General features: G+C 69.6%; 14 protein-coding genes. 8 read left to right on the top strand and 6 right to left on the bottom strand.

Translation table 11 applies throughout. The features are described from left to right. Nucleotides 1-15: 15 nt before the first annotated feature. Entirely contained in the window at nucleotides 16-3,504 is a 3,489-nt protein-coding gene (rpoB, locus tag HSO01S_RS10710) for a DNA-directed RNA polymerase subunit beta (RefSeq protein WP_066041205.1), read from the bottom strand. A gap of 258 nt (nucleotides 3,505-3,762) precedes the next feature. On the opposite strand from rpoB, the gene HSO01S_RS10715 reads away from it, so the two are divergent. The 4 genes from HSO01S_RS10715 (at nucleotide 3,763) to HSO01S_RS10730 (ending at nucleotide 7,056) form a co-directional block, all read left to right on the top strand. Continuing rightward, nucleotides 3,763-4,647 (top strand): spermidine synthase, encoded by an 885-nt coding sequence (locus HSO01S_RS10715; protein WP_066041207.1) that lies wholly within the window; start codon nucleotides 3,763-3,765, stop codon nucleotides 4,645-4,647. A gap of 206 nt (nucleotides 4,648-4,853) precedes the next feature. Beyond that, nucleotides 4,854-5,864: a PQQ-dependent sugar dehydrogenase gene (locus tag HSO01S_RS10720; RefSeq protein WP_245635974.1), complete on the top strand. Its 1,011-nt coding sequence runs from the start codon at nucleotides 4,854-4,856 to the stop codon at nucleotides 5,862-5,864. Between the two features lie 199 nt (nucleotides 5,865-6,063). Beyond that, nucleotides 6,064-6,552 carry a hypothetical protein gene (locus tag HSO01S_RS10725; protein WP_174522985.1) on the top strand — a complete coding sequence of 163 codons (489 nt, stop codon included), beginning with the start codon at nucleotides 6,064-6,066 and terminating at the stop codon, nucleotides 6,550-6,552. 3 nt (nucleotides 6,553-6,555) lie between these two features. Then, nucleotides 6,556-7,056 (top strand): SprT-like domain-containing protein, encoded by a 501-nt coding sequence (locus HSO01S_RS10730; RefSeq protein WP_066041211.1) that lies wholly within the window; start codon nucleotides 6,556-6,558, stop codon nucleotides 7,054-7,056. An 84-nt stretch (nucleotides 7,057-7,140) separates the two neighbouring features. Here HSO01S_RS10730 and HSO01S_RS10735 read toward each other — a convergent pair whose 3' ends face one another. The 3 genes from HSO01S_RS10735 to HSO01S_RS10745 form a co-directional block, all read right to left on the bottom strand. Continuing rightward, nucleotides 7,141-8,154: a Vgb family protein gene (locus HSO01S_RS10735; protein ID WP_066041213.1), complete on the bottom strand. Its 1,014-nt coding sequence runs from the start codon at nucleotides 8,152-8,154 to the stop codon at nucleotides 7,141-7,143. Between the two features lie 256 nt (nucleotides 8,155-8,410). After that, the gene (locus HSO01S_RS10740; RefSeq protein ID WP_066041214.1) at nucleotides 8,411-9,370 is read right to left on the bottom strand and encodes a Vgb family protein; all 960 of its coding nucleotides are present in this window, start codon (nucleotides 9,368-9,370) and stop codon (nucleotides 8,411-8,413) included. A 182-nt stretch (nucleotides 9,371-9,552) separates the two neighbouring features. Then, nucleotides 9,553-9,855, bottom strand: coding sequence for a DUF427 domain-containing protein (locus tag HSO01S_RS10745; RefSeq protein WP_066041215.1), 303 nt, complete (start codon nucleotides 9,853-9,855; stop codon nucleotides 9,553-9,555). 124 nt (nucleotides 9,856-9,979) lie between these two features. Here HSO01S_RS10745 and HSO01S_RS10750 point away from each other — a divergent pair, with 124 nt between their 5' ends. The 3 genes from HSO01S_RS10750 (at nucleotide 9,980) to HSO01S_RS10760 (ending at nucleotide 12,997) form a co-directional block, all read left to right on the top strand. Next, entirely contained in the window at nucleotides 9,980-10,534 is a 555-nt protein-coding gene (locus HSO01S_RS10750; RefSeq protein WP_066041217.1) for a hypothetical protein, read from the top strand. Beyond that, nucleotides 10,531-11,199, top strand: a complete 669-nt coding sequence (locus tag HSO01S_RS10755; protein ID WP_066041219.1) for a DUF1684 domain-containing protein — start codon at nucleotides 10,531-10,533, stop codon at nucleotides 11,197-11,199. The genes HSO01S_RS10750 and HSO01S_RS10755 overlap by 4 nt, the downstream gene beginning before the upstream one ends. A gap of 115 nt (nucleotides 11,200-11,314) precedes the next feature. Next, entirely contained in the window at nucleotides 11,315-12,997 is a 1,683-nt protein-coding gene (locus tag HSO01S_RS10760) for a DEAD/DEAH box helicase (RefSeq protein WP_084361556.1), read from the top strand. 183 nt (nucleotides 12,998-13,180) lie between these two features. On the opposite strand, the gene HSO01S_RS10765 is transcribed toward HSO01S_RS10760, so the two are convergent. Together HSO01S_RS10765 and HSO01S_RS10770 are read right to left on the bottom strand one after the other, a co-directional pair. Beyond that, the gene (locus tag HSO01S_RS10765; RefSeq protein ID WP_066041221.1) at nucleotides 13,181-13,789 is read right to left on the bottom strand and encodes a YdeI/OmpD-associated family protein; all 609 of its coding nucleotides are present in this window, start codon (nucleotides 13,787-13,789) and stop codon (nucleotides 13,181-13,183) included. A gap of 8 nt (nucleotides 13,790-13,797) precedes the next feature. Further along, a complete protein-coding gene (locus HSO01S_RS10770) occupies nucleotides 13,798-14,337 on the bottom strand; it encodes an NUDIX hydrolase family protein (RefSeq protein ID WP_066041223.1) in 540 nt (179 codons plus the stop codon). A gap of 80 nt (nucleotides 14,338-14,417) precedes the next feature. Between HSO01S_RS10770 and HSO01S_RS10775 the strand changes: the two genes are divergently transcribed. After that, the gene (locus HSO01S_RS10775) at nucleotides 14,418-19,322 is read left to right on the top strand and encodes an ATP-dependent helicase (RefSeq protein ID WP_066041225.1); all 4,905 of its coding nucleotides are present in this window, start codon (nucleotides 14,418-14,420) and stop codon (nucleotides 19,320-19,322) included. Nucleotides 19,323-19,357: the final 35 nt, after the last annotated feature.

Genomic DNA, 19,357 nt, shown 5'->3' on the forward strand with positions numbered 1-19,357 from the left:
CTAGTGGTTGCCGGCTCAGATGTCGTCGATGGACGACGACTCGAAGCGCGAGGAGATGTTGATGCCGAGCTCTTCGGCGGCACGGAAGACCTCGTCGTCCGTGTCGCGCAGGCTGACCGCCGTGCCGTCCGCCGAGAGCACCTCGACGTTCAGGCAGAGCGACTGCATCTCCTTGATGAGGACCTTGAAGGACTCGGGGATGCCCGGCTCCTGGATGTTCTCACCCTTGACGATGGCCTCGTACACCTTCACGCGGCCCAGGATGTCGTCCGACTTGATGGTCAGGAGCTCCTGCAGGGCGTAGGCGGCACCGTATGCCTCGAGCGCCCACACCTCCATCTCGCCGAATCGCTGTCCACCGAACTGCGCCTTACCACCCAGCGGCTGCTGCGTGATCATCGAGTACGGGCCCGTCGAACGCGCGTGGATCTTGTCGTCGACCAGGTGGTGCAGCTTCAGGATGTACATGTAGCCGACCGAGACCGGCTCCGGGTACGGCTCGCCGGAGCGGCCGTCGAACAGCTGCGTCTTTCCGGTGGAGTCGATCAGTCGCTCGCCGTCGCGGGTGAGGGTCGTCGAGTCGAGCAGACCCGCGATCTCCTCCTCCGAGGCGCCGTCGAACACCGGGGTGGCGACCTTGGTGCCGGGGGCTGCCGAGCGGGCGGCCACGGGCAGGTTCGCTGCCCACTTGGCCTTGCCGTCGACCTCCCAGCCCTGCTTCGCGATCCACCCGAGGTGGGTCTCGAGCACCTGGCCGAAGTTCATCCGGCCAGGGATGCCCATCGGGTTCAGGACGATGTCGACCGGGGTCCCGTCGGCCAGGAACGGCATGTCCTCGACCGGAAGGATCTTGGAGATGACGCCCTTGTTGCCGTGACGGCCGGCGAGCTTGTCGCCCGCGGTGATCTTGCGCTTCTGGGCGATGTAGACCACGACGCGCTGGTTGACGCCCGAGCCGAGCTCGTCGTCGTTCTCGGCAGAGAACTCCTTGACGGCGATGATCGTGCCTTCTTCACCGTGAGGCACCTTGAGGCTCGTGTCACGGACCTCGCGGCTCTTCTCGTTGAAGATCGCGCGCAGCAGGCGCTCCTCGGCGGAGAGCTCGGTCTCGCCCTTGGGCGTGACCTTGCCGACGAGGATGTCGCCGGGGCGGACCTCGGCTCCGATGCGGATGATGCCGCGCTCGTCGAGGTCGGCCAGCAGCTCCGGGCTGACGTTGGGGAGGTCACGGGTGATCTCCTCCTTGCCGAGCTTGGTGTCGCGGGCGTCGACCTCGTACTCCTCGATGTGGATCGAGGAGAGCACGTCGTCCTTCACCAGGTTCTGGCTCAGGATGATCGCGTCCTCGAAGTTGTGACCCTCCCACGGCATGAACGCCACGAGGAGGTTCTTGCCGAGGGCGAGCTCGCCGTTCTCGGTGGCCGGGCCATCCGCGATGACCTGACCGACCTCGATCCGCTCGCCTTCGGAGACGATGACGCGGTTGTTGTACGACGTGCCCTGGTTGGAGCGGTCGAACTTGCGGAGGTAGTAGGTCTCCGAGCCGCCCTCGTCGAGCATGACGGTGACGGAGTCGGCCGAGACCTCCTCGACCACACCGGCGCCGTTCGCGGTGACCACGTCACCGGCGTCGATGGCTGCGAAGCCCTCCATACCGGTTCCGACCAGCGGCGACTCCGAGCGGAGAAGCGGCACGGCCTGGCGCTGCATGTTCGCACCCATGAGGGCGCGGTTCGCGTCGTCGTGCTCGAGGAACGGGATGAGGGAGGTCGCGACCGACACCATCTGGCGCGGCGAGACATCCATGTAGCCGATGTCCTCCTGCGGGAACAGGTCGACCTCGCCACCCTTCTTACGGGCGAGCACGCGGGCCTCGGCGAACTTCGCGTCCGCGGTCAGCGGGGCGTTCGCCTGGGCGACGATGTACTCGTCCTCCTCGGATGCGGTGAGGTAGTCGATGTTCGCCGTGACGACGCCGTCGACGACGCGACGGTACGGGGTCTCGATGAAACCGAAGGAGTTGATGCGGGCGAACGACGCGAGCGAGCCGATCAGGCCGATGTTCGGGCCTTCCGGGGTCTCGATCGGGCACATGCGGCCGTAGTGCGACGGGTGGACGTCGCGGACCTCGACGCCGGCACGCTCACGGGACAGACCACCCGGGCCCAGCGCGGAGAGACGACGCTTGTGCGTCAGACCCGCGAGGGGGTTGTTCTGGTCCATGAACTGGGACAGCTGGCTCGTTCCGAAGAACTCCTTGATCGCGGCGACGACGGGGCGCACGTTGATCAGGGTCTGCGGGGTGATGGCCTCGATGTCCTGCGTGGTCATGCGCTCACGGACGACGCGCTCCATCCGGGACAGACCTGTGCGGACCTGGTTCTGGATGAGCTCGCCGACGGCGCGGATACGACGGTTGCCGAAGTGGTCGATGTCGTCCACGTCGAGGCGGATGTCAACCTTCTTGCCGTCGCGCACGCCCGGGAGCTGCGTCTGGTTGTCGTGCAGGGCGACCAAGTACTTGATCGTCGCGATGATGTCCTGGTTCGTGAGGACCGAGTCGGACAGCGGCGCGTCGATGCCGAGCTTGCGGTTGATCTTGTAACGACCGACCTTCGCCAGGTCGTAGCGCTTGGGGTTGAAGTAGAAGTTGTCCAGCAGCGCACGTGCGGCCTCGGCGGCGACCTGCTCGCCCGGGCGCAGCTTGCGGTAGATGTCCTTCAGCGCCTCTTCCTTGGTGAGGATGGAGTCCTTCTCGAGGGTGGCCTCGATCGAGGCGTAGCCCTTGAACTCCTCGAGGATCTCCTCGGAGGTCAGGCCGAGGGCCTTGAGGAACACCGTGACCGACTGCTTGCGCTTGCGGTCGATGCGGACGCCGACCTGGTCGCGCTTGTCGATCTCGAACTCGAGCCAGGCACCGCGGCTCGGGATGATGCGCGCCGAGTAGATGTCCTTGTCGGAGGTCTTCTCGGGGGTGCGCTCGAAGTACACGCCGGGGGAACGGACCAGCTGGGACACGACGACACGCTCGGTGCCGTTGATGATGAACGTGCCCTTCTCGGTCATGAGCGGGAAGTCGCCCATGAAGACCGTCTGGGTCTTGATCTCACCGGTCTGGTGGTTCATGAACTCGGCCTCGACGTAGAGGGGAGCGGCGTAGGTCTTGCCACGCTCCTTGCACTCGTCGATGGTGTACTTCTCGGGCTCGAGGAACGGGCTCGTGAAGCTGAGCTGCATGGTCTCGCCGAGGTCTTCGATCGGCGAGATCTCCTCGAAGATCTCATCGAGACCCGAGCGGCTCGGCAGGTCTTGACGACCGGCCTTCTTGGCATCGGCGACGCGTGCCTTCCACACGTCGTTCCCGACCAGCCAGTCGAAGCTCTCGGTCTGCAGAGCGAGCAGATCCGGAACGGTCAGCGTGTCGGTGATCTTGGCGAACGAGAGCCGCGATGCGGCCCGGCCGTTCTTGGGTGAAGTGGTGGTTGCGTTGCGCGCAGCAGCCAAGGAAATAACCTCCGTGGGCCCCGTCGGGCCATGCGTTACTTACGGTCGATGTGGGTCGAGAACTCCCGAGATATGGTCCGAACCCGCAATATGGTTCTAGAGTGTTGCTGCGCGGTAGAGTGTGAACTCGTTCGCGCGGCTGCCGACCACAATATGAAGGCATGATTGTTCTGGGAGCGCAAAGAACAATCATATGCGTCTCCGACACGCCTGTCCAGTCGAAATCTTGACCAGTTTGGTTTTCTCAGGTATAACCGCGTGGCTCAATCTTCTCCTCCCCCTTCTCTGCGTCTGTCGGACGGGTTGCTCGCGACGATCGAGGACGACCGTTTCCGGCCCGGCTCCCGCGTTCTCATCGTCGACGGCACCCCGCAGTCGCACGTGGATATCGAGGATCCGACCTACCTCTCCTTCGAGTACGTGCGGCGGATCGGGCACGGCATCGACCTGCTCGCCCCGGCCTCCTCCCCGATCACGGCCGTGCACCTGGGCGGCGGGGCCTTCACGCTCCCCCGCTACGTCGAGGCGACCCGGCCGGGCTCCCGGCAGCAGGTGGTCGAGATCGACAGCGAGCTCGTGGGCTTCGTGCGGTCCGAACTGCCGTTGCCGCGCGGGGCGAGCATCCGGGTGCGGCACGGGGATGCGCGGGCGGTGCTCGAGAAGTTCCCTCCGGGCCTCCGCGGAACGGTCGACCTCGTGGTCGTCGACGTGTTTGCCGGGGCGCGGACGCCGGCCCACGTGACGAGTACGGAGTTCTACGAGGCGGTGCGCGGCATCCTTCGACCCACCGGCGTGGTCGCCGTGAACATCGCCGACGGGGCCGGGCTCGCCTTCGCCCGGGGTCAGGCGGCGACCCTCTCGCACGTCTTCCCTGCCGTGTCACTCTCGGTCGACCCGCAGATGCTCAAGGCACGGCGGTTCGGCAACGTGGTGGCGTTCGCGTCGCCGTCGCCTTTCCCTGCTTCCTTCGACGGGCTGCCGCGGCTGCTCGCCGGCGACCCGGTGGCGGCCAAGGTCGTGACCGGGCGGGAGCTGACGAACTTCATCGCCGGCGCACCCGTCTCGACAGATCAGACCTCGACCAAATCTCCGGCCCCGGCTCGGAGCATTTTCCAGGTCGACCGGCGCAGACTGGGGGAATGAAGCGGCGTCTGGTGAAGTCGGGGCTCGGTGCGGGGGCGCTGGGCGTGGTGGGGGTTCTGCTGGCGGGGTGCGGGGCGGACTCTTCTTCTGCGCCGTCTGGGTCGTCTTCTGCTTTGCCGTCTTCTCCTTCTGGTTCTGCTTCGCAGTCTTCTGCTCCTTCTGGTTCTGCTGCTCCTTCTTCTCCTTCTTCTCCTTCTTCTCCGTCGGTGGCGCCCGTGGAAGATCTCGGGCCGCTCGTGCCGTCGGGCGACCCGGTGCCCCTGGCCAGCGACCTCCCGGCACCGTGGTCGATCGCCGTGCTGGCCGACGGCACCCTGTTCGTGAGCGAGCGGGACGACGCCGCGATCGTGGAGGTCGTGGGTTCGTCGACCTCGCTCGTGACCAGCGTGGGCGGAGTGTCACCGGCCGGCGAGGGCGGGCTGCTCGGGATCGCGACGCTCGAGGACGCATCCGGTGACTGGCTCTACGCGTACTACACGGGCGCATCCGACAACCGGGTGGTGCGGATGCCGCTGTCGGGCGGCCCCGGGGCGCACACGGTCGGCGACCAGCAGGTGGTCATCGCGGGGCTGCCGAAGGCCTCGAACCACAACGGCGGGCGGATCGCGTTCGGGCCGGACGGGATGCTGTACGCCACGGCCGGGGACGCGAGCCGGGGAGCGAACGCGCAGACGCTCGACTCGCTGGGCGGGAAGATCCTGCGCGTGACGCCGGACGGGCAGATCCCCTCGGACAATCCTTTCGCCTCGGCGGGGTCGCCGGTGTGGTCGATGGGGCACCGCAACCCCCAGGGCATCGCGTGGGCGGCCGACGGCACGATGTGGGCCGCGGAGTTCGGGCAGGACACCTGGGACGAGATGAACCGGATCGTGCCGGGCGGGAACTACGGGTGGCCGGAGGTCGAGGGGATCGCTGGAGCCGCCGGCTACATCGACCCGATCCAGCAGTGGGCGACCGACGACGCCTCGCCCTCGGGGATCGCCGTCGTGGGCGACACGATCTTCATGGCAGGCCTCGGCGGCGAGCGTCTCTGGACCGTGGGCTTCGACGGCGCCGCACAGGAGTGGTACGGGGGCGGGCAGCTGGGAAGGATCCGGGACGTGGTTCGGGGGCCCGGTTCGTCGCTGTACCTGGTGACGAACAATACGGACGGGCGCGGGGATCCTCGGGCGGGGGACGATCGGCTGTACTCGGTGGGGTTGGTTGCTGCAGGGTGACGCGGTCTGGGGCCTGGCGGGGTCTGGCTGCCGGGTTCTGGCTGCCGGGTTCTGCCTGCCGGTTCTGCTCTCGTCTTCGCGACCTGCCGGGGCTGGCGCGGGCGCTTGTCAGGGCGGGTGGGTACCCTTGATCGACGGGACCCGAACGCCCGAATAGCACCATCAGGAGCACGCACTGAGCATCATCACCGGTTATGACATGGCCACCCTGCGGGAGAAGGTCGACCTGCAGGCCGCGGTCGATCGCCTCGACGAGCTCGGCAAACTGCGCAGCCTCTCGGCACTGAACGAGAAGGTCGTGCTGCTGCGCCTGCTCGACCGTCTCGACGAGGCCTTCACGATCGCGAACGAAGCGGTTCGCCAGGCCCGCTTCTCGGGTGACCGGGAGATGGCGCTGGGGGCGCGCATCCGTCGCGCTCAGGTGCAGCAGTACCAGGCGAAGTACCCCGCCGCTCTGCAGGAGCTGAGCCTTTGCGTCGAAGAGGCGCAGAACCACGAGTGGGGTTCGCTCGAGTCGATCGCGACCCTCAGCCGGGGCAAGGTGCACTTCGAGATGGGCGAGTTCGAGCTCGCGCTCGTCGACTTCAAGGCCGCCGTCTTCCTCATGGAGCGCCAGGGCGCGTCGATCGACCAGCTCGAGAGCGCGCTCGTGGCCGTCGCCGTGACCGAATCGTTCCTCGCGGCGTAGCCGATGGCTGACCTCGCGCGGGTGACGCGGTGGGCCGACGCCCTCATCCGGATGCACCTCGACCCCGCGGTCTGGAGCTTCGGCTTCGACAACGCCAAGACCCGGGCCGGTCAATGCAACTACACCTCACACCGCATCACGGTCTCGCGGTATCTCGCGGCGCGGTACGACGACGACGAGATCCACCAGATCCTGTTGCACGAGGTGGCGCACGCACTCGCGGGATCGGGAGCCGGCCACGGGCCGCGCTGGGTCGCGATCGCTCGCGACCTCGGCTACGAGGGCAAGCGCCTGCACGAGGGTGACCGCGCCGACGAGCTCGCGCCCTGGGTCGGCCGCTGCCCCGCGGGCCACGAGTTCTACCGGCACCGCCGTCCGGCCGCGCGGCTCTCGTGCAGCCTCTGTGCGCGCGGCTTCTCGCCCGCGCACCTCATCACCTGGACCCGCCGCGACGTCACCGCCGCCCGCCGCTCCGTCCGCGGCGCGGTCCGCTCCGCGTCCTGACCTGCGCGCTCCGACGGCTGATCCGGGAGGCTTCGGTTCACCCGAGTCTCCCGTTCAGCACGATTGGTCGGCCAGCACGACAGCTCAGAGGCGCCAGCGGATGCTGCCGTTGGAGAGGTCGACGAACCAGAGCAGTCCGGTCTGCGTGACGGTGACGTCGTCCGGGATGATGCCGGTGAACGGGGTGGCCGTCCACGAGACCGACCCGGACGCATCGACGGTGCCGAGTCCCCGGTTCTGATCGGCGAAGTACAGCTCGCCGTGCGCCCCCTCGGCCAGGGAGTGAACCGAGGCCCGCTCGCGGGGCGGGAGCGGGATGGGCAGACGGGTGATCGCACCGGTCGGATCGATGTGCGCGATCTCCGTGCCTCCGGCGGCCCAGAGGCCACCGTCGCTCGCCGGGGCGAGCCCGACGACCGAGTCGAGACCCGTGTCGATCGACGTGAAGGTACCCGTCGCGGGGTCGAAACCGTCGAGGATCGGCGAGACCATCGCGCTCGACCAAACACGCCCGTCGGACGTCGAGGCGAGCGTGCCCTGGAGGTACATGGCGGGGGTGTCGGTGTCGAGCAGCGTTCCGTCAGGCGCGATCCGTCCGATGTGGTTCGTCGAGGAGTCGACGAACCACACGCCGTCTGCCGACGCCATCAAGGAGTTCGCGAAGGATCCGGTGGTCGCCAGCGGGAACGAGGTGATCGTGCCCGATACCGGGTCGAGGGAGCGCATGACCTTGGCGAACGGGTCCGAGAACCAGAGAGAACCGTCGGCGCCCTGCACCTCGTCCGACACGTAGGTGCCGGCCGGGAGCGGATAGACCCTGGTCGTGCCGGTCGCGTAGCTCACGTGCACGATCTGCGCGTTGGAGTTGTCGGCGTACCAGACGCCTCCCGCCGGGTCTGCGGTCAGGGCGTGAGCGAAGCCACCCGGGGTGGCGAGCGTGAGTTCATGCCAGGAGGGCGAAGGGAGGATGGCATTGGCCGGCGTCACGGCGCCGGCGGTGCAGGCGACCGCGACAGCGGCGGTGGCTGCAAGACCGAGCAGCAGCCGGGAGCGGCGCGAGCGCGGTTGCGAAGGAGACGTGATGGTCGAGTCGTTCATGGTGTTCGTGGTGTCCAATCGAGTCGAGCGGCAGAGTGCCGCTTGGTGCCGGTCGCGATCGCGAGGCGGCTCGGCGCGCGGGTGACGCGCCGAAGCTTTGGGGTGGTGCGTATGGCGTTCCTCAGGCCTCGTCCGTCGATGTGCGCCTGGCCTGAGGAATTCCTGCACACCCCGCGGAAGGCGCGCCTAGCCCGTGGAAGGCGTGCTCAACCCGTAGAAGGCATGCATGTCCGCCCTCGAAGGGTCGAACGCCGGGTCAGACGTTTCCGAGGGTGGCGCGGAGGGCGTCGGTGTACCAGAGGGAGCCGTAGGAGGTGACCGCCAGGCGGTCGGGGACGCTGCCGGCGAAGGGCGGGCGGGAGTAGGTGACACGACCAGACGTGGAGACCGTGCCGATGCCCATCGTGGGATCGGTGAAGTGCAGTTCGGAGTCGATGCCCGGGACGAGACGCCTCGGGGCGGTGTAACCCGCGGGCGAGGGCGGAAGCGCGACGGACGCCTTGACCGAGCCGTCGAGGCCGAGTCGGGTGAGTGCATCCACCCCGCCGACCCAGAGGTCGCCCGTGTTCGAGAGCGAGAGGCCCGTGAACTCGCGGATGCCGCCAGGAACGAGGACGCTCTCGAAGAGACCGGTTCGGGGGTCATACGCGCCGAGCTCTCCGGTGCGGTCTTTCGGGTACCAGAGGCGGCCGTCGGGAGCTGCGACGAGGATGGCGATCTCGGTGCCCGAGGGCTCCGGGATGCGGGTGATGTGCCCGTCTGGAGCGATCGCGCCGAGTCCGTAGTTCTGTGGGTCGCCGAACCAGATGTCTCCTCCGGGACCGGCTACCAGCGAGCTCGCCCAGTCGAACGGGCCGCCGAGCGGGTAGGTGTCGACGGCACCCGACGCCGGGTCGAGGCGGCCGATGGCCCCGTTCGCGGTGTCGCTGTACCAGACCGAGCCGTCGAGACCGAAGGCGATCGAGCCGATGCCCGGAGTGCTCGGCCCGAGATCGTAGGCACGAGCGGTCGCCGGGGCCCCGGTCGGGACGCGGACGATCTGGTTGCTCAGCGAGTCGGCGTACCAGACGTTGTCCGCCGCATCCATGGCGAGGGTCTGCGGGTTGCCACCGGGCGTCGCCGGTTCGTACTCGTGCCAGGTCGCGAAGCCGCCCGGGATCGGGTCGAGTGCGTGGGCCGGCACGGTGGCGACGAGGGCTCCGCCTGCCAGAGCCACCGCTGCTGCAGCAAACGCCGCAACACGGCGAAGGCGACGGGACATGCTGCGGGACAGAAGGCGGCGGGACACAGAGAAACTCCTCGGACAGAAGATGGAAAGGCGGCGCGTAAGGGGGGAAACGCGCCGCCCGAGATCACCGTAGGCGAGGAGTTCTCAGGGGTGTGACGAGTAATTCGTACTCAGTCGGTGACCTGAACTTCTTTCCAGAACGCGACGTAGTCGGTGAAGTCCTTGCCCACGCGGTCGAAGGCCGCCGGGTAGGGGTGCGGGTAGCTCCAGGCGCGATCCTTGAGCACGGTGTCGCCGTCCTTGACGCTGAAGTACTGGCACTCGCCCTTCCAGGGACAGGTGTAGGGCGTGGGGCTCTTCTCGAGGAACTCGGCCTTCACGCTCGACGGCGGGAAGTACCAGTTGCCCTCGATCGCGATCAGGTCTTCCTTCGGGGCTTCGGCGATGACGTTGCCGCCCAGTGTTGCTTTCATCTGCTGTCCTCCTGTGTCGAACTCACGCTGTCGCTCACACGCTACGCCTTCTGCACAAGCGACGCGGTCTGCGCATCCGTGCACAGTGCTTGGTCAGAAGCCGACGTCACGCGAGACTGTGGGAATGCGCGTGCTGCTGAAGCTCATCCTCGACTGCGACCCCGACGCCGCCTGGCGTGCCATCCGGAGCCCTGCCGTGTTCCGGGAGGTCTCCAGCCCGCTGGTCGAGGTGGAGTCGCTCGCCGCCGACGGCTTCCCGACGGTGTGGGAGCCGGGGCAGCATCCGGTCTCGATGCGCGGAGGCGGCGTCATCCCGATGGGCAAGCAGATCATCCGGTTGAACTTCGAGACCGCCCAGCGGGGATCGGTGCGCATCGTGCACGACTCGGGTCAGGGCGTGACCGGGGCGGTCAGCACCATCAAGCTCTGGGATCACAAGATGGCCATCGCCCCCGACCCGGCGGGCACCGGCAAGACCCTCTACCGCGATCAGCTCGTGATCAAGGCCGGCCTGTTGACCCCCATGGCCTGGTACAGCCTGTGGGCCTTCTGGCAGTTGCGCGGCCTGAAGCTCAAGAAGCTCGCCCCCACCTGGGCCTACGACCCCGCGATCGAGGCGGTCGAGGTCGCCGACGAAGTCGACGCGACCGAGCACGCCGACCAGAAGGAGACCCGATGAGCACCCCGGCCACCATCGCCCTCGAGACCGCCGACTGGCGCCGTCGCGTCTTCAGCATCTACGAGGAGGTGCGGCGACTGCGCAGTGAAGACGCGGTCGAGGCGCACGAGTTCTGGCGCGAGATGCGAGACGACCTCTTCTCCCAGCATCCGGCGTCACCCCTCCTGCCGGAGGACGCCGCGGGCTTCACCGGCCTCCCGATCGCCCCCTACGACCCGTCGTGGAGCTTCGAGGTCGAGATCGAGCCGGTCGAGGACGACGATCCCCGGCCGCGCAGCTTCGACTTCGAGACCGGCACCGACGGCGTCGTCCCCTTCACCCTGCTCGGCATCGCGCACCTCGAGGGCGTCGGCACGCTCGACGTGTGGCGGCTGGCGAGCTACGGCGGGGGCCTCTTCATCCCGGTGAAGGATGCGCTGGCCGGCAAGCCCGGCGGCACGTACGGCGGCGGCCGCTACCTGGTCGACACGATCAAGGGCGCGAGCCTCGACGAGACCGTCATCCTCGGCGTGCAGTCGCGCTCGGCGCTCGTGCTCGACTTCAACTTCGCGTACAACCCCTCCTGTGCCTACGACCCCGCCTGGGCCTGCCCGCTCGCCCAGCCGGGCAACCGAGTGAGCGTCGAGATCCCGGTCGGAGAGAGCTATCAGGGAGAGATGCACTAGACTGGGGTCACTCGAGGGTTCGATTGAGAACCCCGTGCGTCGAAAGAACGCTCCCTCTTCTCTGGCGAAGGCACTGGCTGCCTCACCATTTGCAGATACTTCTTGCGGCGAACGGATGCACCGTCGGTGCGTTCGCCTCCATATCCGAGTGGGATCGCGTCATCACGCTTCGCTCGGTCGGTTGCCCGAAAGGCAGACACCTTTGTCCAACACCCCCTCATCCTTCAGCGCGCTCGGCGTGCCTGCTCCCCTGGTCGCCTCGCTCACCGCGAGCGGCATCACGGAGCCGTTTCCGATCCAGGTCGACACCCTCCCCGACACCTTGAACGGCCGCGACGTGCTCGGCCGCGGCAAGACCGGCTCGGGCAAGACCCTGGCCTTCTCCATCCCGATGGTCGCGCGCCTGGCCGGCGCCCTCTCCGGCGGCAAGCGCCGCCCCGGCCGCCCGGTCGGCCTGGTGCTCGCCCCCACCCGCGAGCTCGCGACGCAGATCGACGCGGTCCTCGCGCCGATGGCCAAGGCCTACAACATGACCACCACCACGATCTTCGGCGGTGTCTCGCAGGGCCGTCAGGTCACCGCACTCAAGGCCGGCGTCGACATCGTCGTGGCCTGCCCCGGCCGCCTCGAAGACCTGATGAAGCAGGGCTTCGTCTCGCTCGACGCCGTCGAGATCACCGTGCTCGACGAGGCCGACCACATGGCCGACCTGGGCTTCCTGCCCGTCGTCACGCGCATCCTCGACAAGACGCCGCAGTCGGGTCAGCGGATGCTGTTCTCGGCCACGCTGGACAACGGCGTCGACAAGCTCGTGCGCAAGTTCCTCCACAACGAGGTGCTGCACTCGGTCGACGAGGCGAACTCGCCCGTCGCCGCGATGACCCACCACGTGTTCGAGACCGAGTCGGTCGAGTCGAAGCGGGTCCTCGTCGAGAAGCTCGCCTCGGGCAGCGGACGCCGCATCCTCTTCATGCGCACCAAGCACCACGCCAAGAAGCTCGCGAAGCAGCTGACGGATGCCGGGATCCCCTCGGTCGACCTGCACGGCAACCTCTCGCAGGTGGCCCGTGACCGCAACCTCGCTGCGTTCAGCGCCGGCGACGTCAAGGTGCTCGTGGCGACCGACGTCGCGGCCCGCGGCGTGCACGTCGACGACATCGAGCTCGTGATCCACGTCGACCCGCCGGCGGAGCACAAGGCGTACCTGCACCGCTCGGGCCGTACCGCGCGTGCCGGTTCGGCCGGTGACGTGGTGACGATCATGCTCCCCGCCCAGCGGAAGGACGTGAAGGATCTGCTCCGCAAGGCCGCGATCACCGTCACCCCCGAGGTCGTGAACGCCGACTCCGCGTCGGTCAACGCCCTCGTCGGCGACGTGGCCGCCTACGTCAAGCCGGCCCCCCGCACCGTCAACCAGCTCCCGGCCTCCGGCCAGCGCCGCACCGGCAGCGACGGCGTCGGCCGTGGCGGCGGACAGTCGCAGGGCGCGAACGCTCAGCGCAAGCGTGCTCGTCGCGGCGGCCAGGGCGAGCCCGTGGGCGCCGGCAGCGGCTCCTCGAACGGTCGCGGCGGATCGTCGGGTCGCGGCTCACGCGGCAACGGCGGCGCTCCCGCCGGCGGCAGCCGTTCCTTCTACAGCACCTCGACCGACCGTCCTGCGGGCGGCGAGGGCGGCAACCGCCGCGGCGGCCAGGGTACGTCCGGTTCGGGCGCCTCGGGATCGGGTCAGGGCGGCGCTCGTCGTTCCGCGGCCTCGTTCTCGGCCGGTTCCGACGGCGGGCGTCGCCGCTCGCGCTAGTCGCGGGCCGCGCGCGAACGCGCATCCGCAGTTCATCGAACGGCCCGTCTCCTCGTGATGCGGGCCGTTCGGCATTCCTCCCTGATGCCGAGAAGTCACCTTCACGTCTAAACGGGCGGTTTTGGACGTAAAAGTGACTTCTCGGCGAGGTGGGGGGCGGGGCGGACCAGGGGCGGCGCGAGGTCAGGGGGTGGGGCGGGGCGGCTTCTGGGGGTAGACGGTCTCGTGACGAGCGAGCATGTCGACGAACTGCGCCACGAGCCGCGTTTTCGTCTCCGGGCGCTTCGCGTTGTGGACGCGGAAGAGGATCGCGTACCGGTTCTGACTGCTCAGCGTCGCGAAGAAGGCCGCCGCCTCGGGCGACGCCTCGAGCGCCGCGGCCAGCTCGGGCGTGACCTCGATGGTGCGCTGGGAGGCGTAGGCCGCATCCCACCGGCCGTCGGCCTTCGCCAGCTCGATCTCGCGGTGACCGCCCTCGCGCATCCGCCCCGCCTCGATCAGAGCGGCGACCTTGTCGCGGTTCACCTGCGACCAGAGGCTCTTGGGTCGCCGTGCCGTGAAGGTCTGCAGGAAGAAGTCGTCGTCGAGCGAGCGGCGGATCGCGTCGATCCAGCCGTGGCAGAGCGCGACGTCGAGCGCCTCGGCGTGCGAGACGGTGCGATGGGCGCTGCCCTTCTTCGCGATCCGCAGCTGCACGCCGGTCAGACCATCGGATGCGGCCGCGTTCTCGATCAACCAGGCCTCCCAGCCGGCGGCGTCGTCGAACTGGAACTGCGGGTAGAGATCGGCCATCGCCCGGCCTAGTGCAGGCGTCCCACTGAGGCCAGGGCCGAGCGGAGGAGGCCGCCACGACCGCCCTCCATCTCCTCGGCGATGGAATCGGCGGCCGCTTCCTGCGGCGTCATCCAGGTGAGCTCGAGCGCATCCTGCCGCGGCTCGCAGGTGCCTGTCACGGGCACGACGTAGGCGAGGGAGACCGCGTGCTGACGCTCGTCGTAGTAGGGCGAGACGCCCGGCAGCGGGAAGTACTCGGCCACCTGGAACGGGATGGGGCTGGCCGGCAGCTGCGGGAAGGCCATCGGCCCGAGGTCTTTCTCGAGGTGGCGGAACAGGGCGTCGCGGAGGGTCTCGCCGTACATGACCCGGCCCGAGACCAGGGTGCGCGTGATCGTGCCGCTCGAACCGACGCGGAGGAGCACGCCGACCTCGACGACCTGCCCGAGCCCGTCGACCCGCACGGGGACCGCTTCGACATAGAGCAGCGGGAGACGGCGCCGCACGTCCGCGAGCTCGGAATCGCTCAGCCAGCCGGAGTTGGGGTCAGGGGTGCGCACGCTCATAGTCCATTCTTACTCGACCTCTCCCGGGAGTTCGCGCAGGCGCGGTGCCGTTGTCGGAGGCATGGGTGAGGATTGGGAACATGAGCGACGTGCTCCAGAGCTTCTCCCCCGCGACCCGCGAGTGGTTCCTGGGTGCCTTCTCCGCGCCCACCGCGGCGCAGGAGGGCGCCTGGGAGGCGGTGTCCACGGGCGCCCACGCGCTCGTCGTCGCGCCGACGGGCTCGGGCAAGACGCTCGCCGCGTTCCTCTGGGCGCTCGACCGGCTCGCCACCACCGTCACCGACGGCGAGCCGCGCAAGACCTCAGTGCTCTACGTCTCGCCACTGAAGGCGCTGGCCGTCGATGTCGAGCGCAACCTCCGTTCGCCGCTCGTCGGCATCACGCAGACGGCGAAGCGCCTCGGCGAGTCCCCGCCGGTCATCACGGTCGGCGTGCGGTCGGGCGACACCCCGGCGAACGAGCGCCGCTCGCTGGCGAAGACGCCGCCCGACATCCTCATCACGACGCCCGAGTCGCTCTTCCTCATGCTCACGTCCTCGGCGCGCGAGTCCCTCTCCGAGGTCACGACGGTGATCATCGACGAGGTGCACGCCGTCGCCGCCACGAAGCGCGGGGCGCACCTGGCCGTGAGTCTCGACCGGCTCGACACGCTGCTCGCCGAACCGGCGCAGCGCATCGGGCTGTCGGCGACCGTGCGACCACGGGAAGAGGTGGCGCGCTTCCTCGCCGGCGGTCGACCGGTCAGCATCGTCGCGCCGCCGTCGACGAAGAAGTTCGACCTGAAGGTCGTCGTTCCGGTGGAGGACATGACGCAGATCCCGCCGACCGAGGCGAACTCGCTCGAGGGCTCGGCCGCGGGGGCGGATGCGCCGGAGCAGGGCTCGATCTGGCCGCACGTCGAAGACCACATCGTCGACCAGATCCTCGGGCACCGCTCCTCGATCGTGTTCGCGAACTCCCGGCGGCTGGCCGAGCGGCTGACGGCCCGGCTGAACGAGATCTTCGCCGAGCGGATGGCGACGGCGGGCGAGGGCCCTGCCGGCGATGCATCCACCGACGGCTCTGGGGGTGGTGCCGGCGAGGCCGGCATCCGCGAGCTGGTGAGTGCCGCATCCACTCGCCCGCCGGCCCAGTCGATGGGGCAGGCGGGCCAGACCGAGGGCGCCGAGCTCCTGCTCGCCCGCGCGCATCACGGCTCGGTCAGCAAGGAACAGCGGGCGATCATCGAGGACGACCTGAAGACAGGGCGTCTGCGATGCGTGGTCGCGACCTCGAGCCTCGAGCTCGGCATCGACATGGGTGCGGTCGACCTGGTCGTGCAGGTCGAGGCGCCTCCGTCGGTCGCGAGCGGCCTGCAGCGCGTCGGCCGAGCTGGCCACCAGGTGGGTGAGGTCTCGAAGGGCCTGCTCTACCCCAAGCACCGGGCCGACCTGCTGCACTCGGCGGTCGTGTCGATGCGGATGACGGAGGGCCTGATCGAGACGCTGTCGATCCCGGCCAACCCGCTCGACATCCTCGCCCAGCAGACCGTCGCGGCGTGCGCGCTCGAACCGATCGACGTCGAGGAGTGGTTCGACGTGGTGCGGCGGAGCGCCTCGTTCACCAACATGCCCCGCTCGGCATACGACGCGACGCTCGACCTCCTGTCGGGCCTCTACCCGTCCGACGAGTTCGCCGAGCTGCGACCGCGCCTGGTCTGGGACCGGGACGCCGGGACCCTCACCGGGCGCCCGGGCGCTCAGCGGCTGGCGGTGACCAGCGGTGGCACGATCCCCGACCGAGGCCTGTTCGGTGTCTTCATGGTGGGCGGGGAGTCGAAGGATGCGGACCCGTCGACCGGTTCGGCGCGCTCCGGGCCCGGGCGCCGGGTGGGCGAACTCGACGAGGAGATGGTCTACGAGTCGCGGGTCGGCGACGTCTTCGCGCTCGGGGCGACCAGCTGGCGCATCCACGAGATCACCCACGACCAGGTGCTGGTCACGCCCGCATTCGGCCAGCCCGGCCGCCTCCCCTTCTGGCGCGGCGAGGGCCTCGGTCGCCCGGCCGAACTCGGTGCCGCCATCGGGGCGTTCACGCGCGAAGTCGCTGCGTCCTCGGCGGAGGAGGCGCTCGAAACCGCCTCGTCCGCGGGCCTTGACGAGTGGGCCGCCGCCAACCTGGTGGCCTTCGTCGCCGAGCAGCGCGAGTCGACCGGGCAGGTGCCGAGCGACTCCACCTTCGTGGTCGAGCGGTTCCGCGACGAGCTCGGCGACTGGCGCGTCATCCTGCACTCCCCTTATGGCATGCCTGTGCACTCGCCGTGGGCGCTGGCGATCAACGCCCGCGTGCGCGAGCGCTTCGGGGTCGACGCCAACGCCGTCGCGAGCGACGACGGCATCGTGCTGCGGCTGCCCGACACCGAGAGCGAGCCGCCCTCGGCCGACCTGTTCCTCTTCGACCCGGTCGAGCTCGAGCAGATCGTGACCGAGGAGGTCGGCGGCTCGGCACTGTTCGCCTCGCGGTTCCGCGAGAACGCTGCCCGGGCACTCCTCCTGCCGCGCCAGAACCCGGGCAAGCGGTCGCCGCTCTGGCAACAGCGGCAGCGCTCGGCGCAGCTGCTCGAGGTGGCGCGCAAGTACCCGTCGTTCCCGATCATCCTCGAGACGGTGCGCGAGTGCCTGCAAGACGTCTACGACCTGCCGGCGCTGCTCGCGATCGCCCGCGACCTCGAGGCCCGGCGCATCCGCGTCGTCGAGATCGAGTCGGCCCAGGCCTCGCCCTTCGCCCGATCGCTGCTCTTCGGCTACGTCGCCTCCTTCGTCTACGAGGGTGACAGCCCGCTCGCCGAGCGGCGCGCGGCGGCGCTGGCCCTCGACCCGACCCTGCTCTCCGAGCTGCTGGGCCGGGCCGAGCTCCGCGAGCTCCTCGACCCGGGCGTCATCATCGACACCCAGCGCGAGCTGCAGCGGCTGGCTCCGGATCGCAAGGCGCGCAATCTCGAAGGCGTCGCCGACCTCCTGCGCATGCTCGGGCCGCTGACCACCGAGGAGGTGACGGAGCGCTCGCTCGAGTTCGACGTCGACGCCGCCCTCACCGAGCTGGTGGCCGCGCGGCGCGCCCTGCGGGTCAGCTTCGCAGGTCGCGAATGGTGGGCCTCGATCGAAGACGCCGGGCGGCTCCGCGACGCGCTCGGCGTGCCCATTCCCTTCGGCGTACCGGACGCGTTCATCGCGCCGGTCGAGCATCCGGTGATCGATCTGGTGAGCCGCTACGGCCGAACACACGGCCCGTTCCTCGCGAGCGAGGTCGCCGAGCGCTTCGGGCTCGGCATCGCGGTGGTGACGGATGCGCTCCGCCGGCTGGCGTCGGACAGGCGGGTCGTCGAGGGCGAGTTCCGCCCGAGCGGGCTGGCGGTCGACACGGCCCTGTTGGGGCAAGCGAGCGGAACCGAGTGGTGCGACGCCGAGGTGCTGCGGCGGCTCCGCAGCCGGTCGCTGGCCGCGCTGCGGCACGAGGTCGAGCCGGTGCAGACCCCGACGCTCGCCCGCTTCCTGCCGTCATGGCAGCACGTGGGCGGGTCGCTCCGGGGGGTCGACGGGGTGCTGACCGTGATCGAGCAGCTGGCCGGCGTTCCTGTGCCGGCCTCCGCGTGGGAGAACCTCGTGTTCCCGGCACGGGTGCGCGACTACAGCCCCGCGATGCTCGACGAGCTGACGGCGTCGGGCGAGGTCGTCTGGTCGGGGCGAGGGAGCCTGCCCGGGAGCGACGGGTGGGTGGCGTTCCACACGCTCGACACCCTGCCGGTCTCGGCGGTGCCCCCGGAGCCCTTCGACGACACCGAGCTGCACAGGGCGGTGCTGGCGGCGCTGTCGCGGGGCGGCGCCTACTTCTTCCGGGCGCTGGCCGACGAGGTGACGGCGTCGTTGGCGGTGGGGGCCGGGAGTGTGGATGCGGCGGCGGAGGCCGAGGCCGCTGCCGCCGGCGCGTCCGTGCGTGGCGGCGCGGGCGCAGTGGGCTCGCGCGGCGCGGGTGCCGGCGGAGCTACCGGTGGGGGCACGGGAAGCTCGGGCCGCGGTGCGGGCACGGGCGGGGGCTCGGGCAGCAGGCCGCCATCCACTGTGTTCGCCGGCCCGCCGGATGACGCGGCGATCGTGAGCGCGCTGTGGGATCTGGTGTGGGCCGGGCTCGTGACGAACGACACCGTGGCGCCGCTCCGTACCCTGACCGGGTCGGGCAAGGCGGCTCATGCAACCAAGCGCGCCGCACCCCGGTCGCGGATGTACCGGGGCCGGGCGTTCGCGCGGCAGTCGATGCAGACCCGGGTCGGTCCGCCGACGGCCGGCGGGCGATGGTCGCTGCTGCCCGATCCGGTCGACGACCCGACGCTGAGGGCGCACGCGATCGCCGAGATGCTGCTCGACCGGTACGGGGTGGTCACACGGGGTTCTGTCGTCAACGAGCGCATCCCGGGCAGCTTCGCCCTCGTCTACCGCGTGCTCAGCCAGTTCGAGGAGACCGGGCGGTGCCGCCGCGGGTACTTCGTCGAGACTCTTGGTGCCGCGCAGTTCGCGACCGGGGGCACGGTCGACCGGTTGCGCGGGTTCGCTCCGGATGCGGTGGGTCGCGACAGCGGGCGCGACCGGCCACCCGAGGCCCTCACCCTGGCCGCCACCGACCCGGCGAACCCGTACGGCGCCGCTCTGCCCTGGCCGGCGGTCGAGGGGCACAAGCCGGGCCGGAAGGCGGGCGCGCTCGTCTGCCTCGTCGACGGAGAGCTCGCTCTCTATCTCGAGCGGGGCGGCAAGTCGGCCCTCGTGTTCACCGACGACGAGGCCGTACTGGCGGTGGCAGCCCGGTCGGTGGCGGGCGCCGTCACGGCGGGCCGCGTCGACAAGATCGCGGTCGAGAAGGTCAACGGCGACTTCGTGCTCGGAACCCCGGTCGGGACCGCGCTCGAAGCCGCCGGGTTCACCGCGACGCCGAGGGGGTTGAGGCTCCGTGCGTAGGGCGTCGGTGTCAGTGTCGGAGTCGGTGCCCGTCG

The organism is Herbiconiux solani NBRC 106740 (genome assembly GCF_001571005.1).
GTDB lineage: Bacteria > Actinomycetota > Actinomycetes > Actinomycetales > Microbacteriaceae > Herbiconiux > Herbiconiux solani.